This window comes from Actinomycetospora sp., assembly GCF_055612215.1.
In genome coordinates this window covers 1-7,276 of the sequence record NZ_JBVPVA010000899.1, presented here as the reverse complement: position 1 = coordinate 7,276, position 7,276 = coordinate 1, and the positions used below count along the sequence as shown (strand labels likewise).

The window sequence follows — 7,276 nt, the reverse complement described above, 5'->3', positions numbered from 1 at the left end:
CAGGCCGGCGGGCTCCCGCTCGGCCAGCGCTGCGGCGTCGTCGTACTCCACGAACTCCAGCGACGCGGCACCGCGCAGGCACGCGACGGCCTCGTCGGCGTCGCCGGCGCGGATCGCGGCGGCGAGGGCGGCGATGTCGGCGTTGTTGCGGTAGTTCCGCCCGAGCCGCACGACGCCGTTCGCCCCCGGCCGCGTCGTGCACCCGACGGCGTCGAGTGCGGCGTCGACGGCGTGGGACCGGGCCTGCGCGCCGGCGCCCAGGTCGGGGGCTGACACCAGGTCGCCGAGCACCGCGCCGGCCTCCACGGAGGCGAGCTGGTCGGGGTCGCCGACGAACACCACGCGCGCGTCGTCGCGGACCGCCTCGAGCAGCCGCGCCATGAGGGTCAGCGACACCATCGAGGTCTCGTCGACGACGACGACGTCGTGCGGCAGCCGCCGGTGCCGGTCGTGGCGGAAGCGCGACGACGTGTCCGCGCGCGACCCGAGCAGCCGGTGGATCGTCGAGGCCTCGGGCCGGCCGACCCGCTCCCGGTCGGCCGCGGGCAGGTGCTCCTCGCCGATGGCCTCGCCGAGCCGGGCGGCGGCCTTCCCGGTCGGCGCCGCGAGGGCGATCCGCAGGTCGGGGTGCTGGTCGCGCAGCACGGCGAGCAGCCGGGCCACCGTCGTCGTCTTCCCGGTGCCGGGCCCGCCCGCGACGACGGCGGTCCAGCGCAGCGTCGCGACGGCGCAGGCGAGGCGCTGGTGGTCGTCGGCCCCGACGTCGGCGAAGAGCCGGTCCAGGGCGGCCCGCAGCCGGGCGTGGTCGACGGTCGGGGAGGGGGCGACGACGCGGGCGGTCAGGTCGTCGCGGACCTGGTCCTCCTGGCGGCGGTAGCGGTCGAGCCAGAGCAGGCCGTCGTCGAGGCGCAGCGGGCCGCCGGGGCGCGTCAGGGGGCTCGCGGCGAGGGCCGCCTCCCACGCGGCGGGCTCGGGCCAGTCGAGGTCGTCGGTCGGGACGAGGGCGTCGTCCTCGCCGAGGACCCGCCGGTCGACGTCGGCGAGCTCGAGGCACACCGATCCCGAGCGCAGCGCCCGCACCGTGAGCGCGGCGGCCAGCAGCACCCGGTCGTCGGTCTCCCCGCCGAGGCGCCCGAGCCGGCGGGCCACGGCGACGTCGGCGGGAGCGAGGACACCGCGGGTGCTGAACTCCGCGAGCAGCCCGGTCGCGCGCACCGCGACGCGCAGGCCCTCCTCCGACGCGAGCTCCCCCAGCACGGTCACGAGGTCCTCCCGGCGAGCAGATCGGACAGGGCGACGAGCAGGGCGGGCGGCGGCGACCAGCGGAAGACCCCGCAGGTCGTGCCCTCGACCACGGGCGTGTCCGGCCCGCACATGCCGCGCAGGAACAGGTACGCCACCCCGCCGAGGTGCGTCGCCGGGTCGTAGCCGGGCAGCCGCCAGCGCAGGAACCGGTGCAGCGCGACGCCGTAGAGCAGCGCCTGCAGCGGGTAGTGCGCGCGGATCATCGCGGTCGTCATCTGCGCCGGCCCGTAGTGCGCGCTGGTCAGAGGCTCGCCGACCGACCCGTCGAGCGGGCTCGGCCCGAGCCAGTTCGTCTTGTGGTCGACGATCACGAACCGGCCGTCGGGCGCGCGCAGGACGGCGTCGATGCTGCCGGTGAGGTAGCCGCGCAGCACCTGGCCGGACAGCGTCTCCAGCGCCTCGGGGTAGCCGGCGAGCGGGTCGTCGGCGGGGAGGTGGGCCCGCAGCAGCGCCGCGGCCCGACCGAGGGTCACCGTCTCCGGGGCCCCGCCGGCGCGGTCCCCGCCCGCCAGCGGCAGCTCGAAGTCCAGCTCGGTGAGCCGGTCGCGGGGCGCGATGTCGGCGTAGGACCAGGGCGCGGCGCCGGCGGGGCGTTCGACGGGGGTGCGCACCACCGGCTCCAGCGCGGCCGCGAGCCCGGCGGCGGTCACCCCGGCGAGCGGGCGGCGGGCCAGCTGCTCGGCCGCGGCGGCGGTGAGGGCGGCCCCGAGGTCGCTGCCGGCGGTGTCGACGGTCTCCAGCACGGCGTGCACCAGGACCCCGAACGCCGCCCCGAACGGCAGGTCCGCCATCGGCGAGGGCAGCGCCGCGGGATCCGGCACCGGCTCGACCTCGAGGTCGGCCTCGTCGGTGACGGTGGACTCCTCGGGCTCGGACGTCGCGGCCTCGGGCATTCCCGGGTGGGCGGGTCGAGCGCCGTGCGCGGCGTGGGCGTCGGCGGTGAGCGAGGAGTACGACGAGCGCCGCCACGCCAGGTCCAGCTCGCGGTCGAAGCGGGCGACGGCGAGACGGCCGTGCTCGACGGCCCGGGGCACGTGGTGGAGCGCCGACCGTGGCTCCACCACCTCCACCGCGAGCTCCGGCGAGGCCAGGGCGGCGAGCTCGGCCCACACCGTGGTGTCGTCGGTGATCGTGACGAAGCTGTCGGGCTCGAAGCCGGGGCCCCGGTGCCGGGAGCGCAGCACCCGGTTCAGCGCCGACGACGCGGTCTGCGAGGACGGCGCCCACCACGCGACCACCTGGCCCTGGGCGCGGGTGAGCGCCACGTAGAGCAGCCGCAGGTCCTCGCCGTCGTCCTCGCGGCGCTGCGCGGCGCAGTGCTCGTTCCACGCCGGGTCGGCCGGTCCCCCGACGGCCCGCACCCGTCGACCGGCCGCGTCGTGGTGGAGCACCTCGCGGGGCTCGCCCGGCACCCACCGGTCCCACCCGAAGGGCACGTAGACCACCGGGAACTCCAGGCCCTTGCACTTGTGCACGGTGAGGACCTGCACGGCGTCGTCGTCGGACTCCAGCCGCCGGGTGCGCTCGGGGCGGGCCTCGCTGCGCCGGCCCTCGCTCTCGACGATGCGCAGCCGCAGCCACTCGGCGAGCGCGACGACCCCGAGCCGCGCCGCCGCGCCCTCGGCGTGCAGCACCTGGCCGACGTGGCGGACGTCGGTGAGCAGCCGCTCGCCGCCACGGGTCGTGAGCACGCGGCGGACCAGGTCGTGGCGGACCGAGGCGGCCTCGAGCATCGCGGCGACCCCGCGGTCGCGCAGTACCGCGCCCCAGCGGCGCAGGTCCTCGCCGACCTCGGCGAGCACGGCGTCGGGGTCGGCGTCGAGCTCGGCGGCGCGCCTCCCGACGAAGCAGGTCAGCGCGGCGGCCCGCACCCGGGTGGCCCGGCCGGGCTGCTCGATCGCCTCCAGCAGCGTCAGCCACTCGCGCGCCGCGTCCGTGGCGAACACGCTCGCGGCGCCGGCCAGCACGGCGGGGACGTCCGCCTGCGCGAGCGCGTCGCGTACCAGGTCGGCCTGGGCGTTGGTGCGCACGAGGACCGCGACGTCACCGGGGCCGAGCGGCCGCCCCTCCCATGTCGGGTCGGCCGCCAGCAGGGCGCTGACGTCGGCCGTCAGGTCCTCCGCGACCCGGGCCCGGGCCGGCCCGATCTCGGGGAGCCCGGTCCGCCAGTTCGCCCGCAGGCCCCCGCGGGGCACCACCCGCAGCCGGAACGGCGTGCCGTCGGGCGCCCCGACGAGGCGGGGACCGGGGTGCGCCGCCCCGACGGGGTGCACGACGATCCGCGGGTCGCCCAGCGCCGCCCCGTCGAACACGGTGCCGAGGGCGGTGAGCAGGCCCGCGTCGCTGCGGTGGTTGGTCGCGAGGGTGGCGCGGGCCCCGGCGCTGCCCGCCGCGGCCAGGTAGGAGACGACGTCGGCGCCGCGGAACCCGTAGATCGCCTGCTTCGGGTCGCCGATGACGGTCAGCGTGCAGTGCCCGTGGAAGGCGACCCGGAGGATGTCCCACTGGACCGGGTCGGTGTCCTGGAACTCGTCGACCAGCACGACCCGGTAGCGGTCGCGCAGCCGGGCGCACGCGGCCTCACCGAGGCGCGGGTCGACCAGCGCGGCGTGGAGCCGGGTGAGCATGTCGTCGAACGTGTAGAGGCGGCGCGTGCGCTTGCGCCGGTCGACCTCCTCGCGCACGGCCACGGCGAACCGGGCGCGGGCGTCCGCGTCGCCCTCGGTCGCGCCCCGGTCCGGCGCGATGACCGCGGTCGGGTCGCCGACCGCGGCCCGCCCGAGCGCGAGCGCGGTGTCCCGGTCGAACGGCGGCTCGGGCGCGGAGTCCGGGGCGTAGGCGCGGACGTAGAAGTCGTCGACGACCTCGGTGACGACGTCGTCGATCTGCTCGACGAACCGGGCGTCCGCGTCGGTGTCCCCGGCCACGCCGAGCCCGGCGAGCATGTCCTGGCAGAACTGGTGGGTGGTGGCGATCGTCGCCTCGTCGAAGTGCGCCAGGGCGTGCGCGAGGCGACGACGGCGGCGGGTCCGCTCGGCGTCGTCGATCACCCCGGCCCCGACGATCAGCGCGGTCACGGCGTCGCCGCCCGGGTCCCCGCCCGCGAGGGCGCGCTCGACGGCGACCAGCCGCTCCCGGACCCGTTCCCGCAGCTCGCGGGTGGCCTCGCGGCCGAAGGTGACGAGCATCAGCGCGGCGAGCGGCACCCCCGCCTCGGCGACGTAGCGCGCCGCGAGGGCCGCGATCGTGTACGTCTTCCCGGTCCCGGCGCTCGCCTCGAGCACCGTGGTGCCCTCGGGCAGCGGCCCCCGGACGTCGAACGGCGCCACCGCCGTGTCCACCGTTGCCGTCACCGGTAGTGCTCCTCGCGCCCGGACTCCGCCTCGCGCAGCGGACGCCACAGCCGCACCGCGAGCTCCCCGAACCGCGTCGACTCGCCGCCTGCGTCCGCGCCCGGCCCGGTCGCGGCGCCGGCCACGTCGTCGAGCGCCCGGTCGCGCCCCCACACCAGCACGTGCGCGGGATCGCGGGCGTCGCCGTAGTCGCCCGACCAGGAGCGACGGGCCGCGTCGAAGGCCTGGCGGGTGGTCCGGCGCGGGCGGTCGGAGACGTAGCGCTCGGAGGCCTTGGGGAAGAGCGGGAGCGGTTCGCGCAGGCCCTCGGCGCGCAGCGCGACCAGGTCGGCCAGCACGGCGCGGGCGCGCTCGGGGTCGATCCCGGCGATCAGCGCGCGCGCCGGCGGCTCGCCGCGACCGCCCTTCCCCAGCGTCGCCGACGACCACGGCCGCTCCGGGTAGGCGACGGCGAGGGCGAGCAGCTGCACCCAGGCGGCCGCCCGGTGCCTGCCCGCGAGGCGGGAGAACGACACCGACGCGAGCGTCGTCCCGCGCACCCCGGGGACGGTGCCGACCACGACCGTGCCGTCGTCGAGCTCCGCGGAGACGGTGACGTCGTGCGCGGGGGAGTCCCACAGCGGGGCCGCGGCGCGCACCAGGTCCTCGGCCTGGCGTCCGAGCTGCTTCAGCAGGCGGGTCCCGAGCGCGCCGGGCGGGAGGAAGCCCCGGCGGCGCTCGGCCTCGACGCACGCCGCGACCTCGTGCCCGGCCAGCCGGTCGGTCAGCAGCCGCTCCCCGATCGCCCAGCGGGCCAGCCCGTCGGGGTCGACGGGGAGCGCCTCGTCGGGCTCCTCCTCCTCGCCGCGCGGGATCAGCGACAGCCGCTGGCGCAGGAACGCCTTCACCGGGTGCTCGACGAAGCGCACGAGGTCGGTCAGGTCGACGTCGGCCGGCCCGGCGCCGACCCGCGCGGGCAGCGGCCCGTCGAGGAACCGCGGGGGCGTCGACCGGCCCGAGACCAGCGCCCGCGCCCCGGCGAGCTGGGTCGCGTCGAAGCTGAACGGCCGGCCGGCGCGGGTCGAGAAGTTGCGCGCCGCGAACGGCTGCAGCGGGTGCTGGTGCACGACGTGCTCGCGGGCCGGGCGGCCGCCGACCGTCACCGTGGCGTCGAGGGTGTCGAGCAGCTCCCCGACCGGGACGGCGGGCGGGCGCGGCGCGTTGGTGCGCTCGTCGGCGCCGGAGTGCACGACGACGAGGCGCTCGGTCGCGGCGAGGATCGCGTCGAGCAGGAGCTGGCGGTCCTCCGCGGCGGCGTCCCGCTCACCGACGCAGGGGTCGCGGGCCAGGACGTCGTCGCCGTCGGTGCTCCCGGCGCGGGGGAACACCTGGTCGTCGAGGCCGAGCAGGCAGACGACGCGGTGCGGGACGCTGCGCATGGGCAGGAGCGTGGCCACGGTGAGCGTGCCGGTGCGGAAGTTCGCGCGGGTGGGGCGGCCGGCGAGGTGGTCGCCCAGGACCGCGCGCACGTCGTGCAGCGTGAGCGCGGGGCCCTCGTCGCCCGGGTCGTCGATCGAGCCCCGCACCTCGGCGAGCACGGCACGGGTCTGCGTGAGCTGCCAGACGTCGGCGGGCGCGGTGGCGGTCAGCCCGTCGACGGCGAGGGTGAGCGCGTCGAGCCAGGCACCCAGGGACTGCGCGCCCGTGCGCCCGCCCCCGCCGCCCTGCATCCGGTCGAGCACCTCGCCGACCCGGTCGACGAGCTCGGCGAGCCGGCCCACGAGGTCGGCGTCGCGGGAGTCGACCTCGTCGAGGGGCAGCGCGGTGTCGAGCCAGACCTGCTCGTCACCGGACATCGCGACGCCGACCAGCAGGCGGTCCAGCCCCCGCTCCCAGGTGTTGTCCGCGACGCGACCGAGCCGGTAGGCCGCCCGGTGCTCCTGGTCGAGCCCCCAGCGCACCCCGGCGCGGGACACGAGCGTGCGGAGCCGCTCGAGGTCGTCGTCGTCGAACCGGAAGCGGCGCCGCACCGGCCCGGACTCCGCGAGGTCGAGCAGCTCGCTCGCCGTGAGCCGGGCGTCCGCGAGGTCGAGCACCGTGCCGAGGACGCCGAGCAGCGGGTTGACCTGGGTGAGCGCGCGGTCGGCGAGCCGGACCTGGAGCCGGTGGCCGGGGTGCTCGCCGTCCCCGGCGCCGCCGAACGCCGCGGTGATGAGTGGGGCGAAGGTCTCGACGTCGGGGCACATGACGACGACGTCGCGCGGCTCCAGCGTCGGGTCGTCCGCGAGCAGGCCGAGCACCGCCTCGCGCAGCACCTCCACCTGCCGGTCCGCCCCGTGGCAGGAGTGCACGGCGACGCTGGCGTCGCCCGGGACGTCGGCGAGGACGGGCGCGCGGTCGTGGCGCAGGTCGTCCTGCAGGCGCTCCAGCAGCGTCGTCGGCGCGTGCCCGGGCGCGGGGTGGTGGACCTCGACGACGCCGGGCCCCGGCGGCGACGGGGACCTCCCGGCGCGGCTCTCCTTCTTCGGGCCCACCCGGCTGGCCACCGCCCACCTGGAGGTCCTCGAGGCGCTCGCGCACACCCGCGAGGTCCACCTCTGGCTGCCGCACCCCTCGCCCGCGCCGTCCTCGTCCTCCTT

At 77.8% G+C, this 7,276-nt stretch carries 4 protein-coding genes; 1 reads left to right on the top strand and 3 read right to left on the bottom strand.

Features of this window, described 5'->3' with window-relative positions:
• The 3 genes from AC0CYZ_RS24480 to recC form a co-directional block, all read right to left on the bottom strand.
• The coding region (locus tag AC0CYZ_RS24480) for an AAA family ATPase (RefSeq protein WP_472220173.1) at positions 1 to 1,263 on the bottom strand (1,263 nt) is incomplete at its 3' end.
• Positions 1,260 to 4,658 carry a UvrD-helicase domain-containing protein gene (locus AC0CYZ_RS24475; protein WP_472220171.1) on the bottom strand — a complete coding sequence of 1,133 codons (3,399 nt, stop codon included), beginning with the start codon at positions 4,656 to 4,658 and terminating at the stop codon, positions 1,260 to 1,262. The genes AC0CYZ_RS24475 and AC0CYZ_RS24480, both read right to left, overlap by 4 nt.
• On the bottom strand, positions 4,655 to 7,171 hold the full coding sequence (gene recC / locus AC0CYZ_RS24470; RefSeq protein WP_472220177.1) for an exodeoxyribonuclease V subunit gamma: 2,517 nt from the start codon (positions 7,169 to 7,171) through the stop codon (positions 4,655 to 4,657). Before recC ends, AC0CYZ_RS24475 begins: the two co-directional genes overlap by 4 nt.
• A 4-nt stretch (positions 7,172 to 7,175) precedes the next feature.
• On the opposite strand from recC, the gene AC0CYZ_RS24465 reads away from it, so the two are divergent.
• On the top strand, positions 7,176 to 7,276 hold a 101-nt coding region (locus AC0CYZ_RS24465), incomplete at its 3' end, for a hypothetical protein (RefSeq protein ID WP_472220175.1).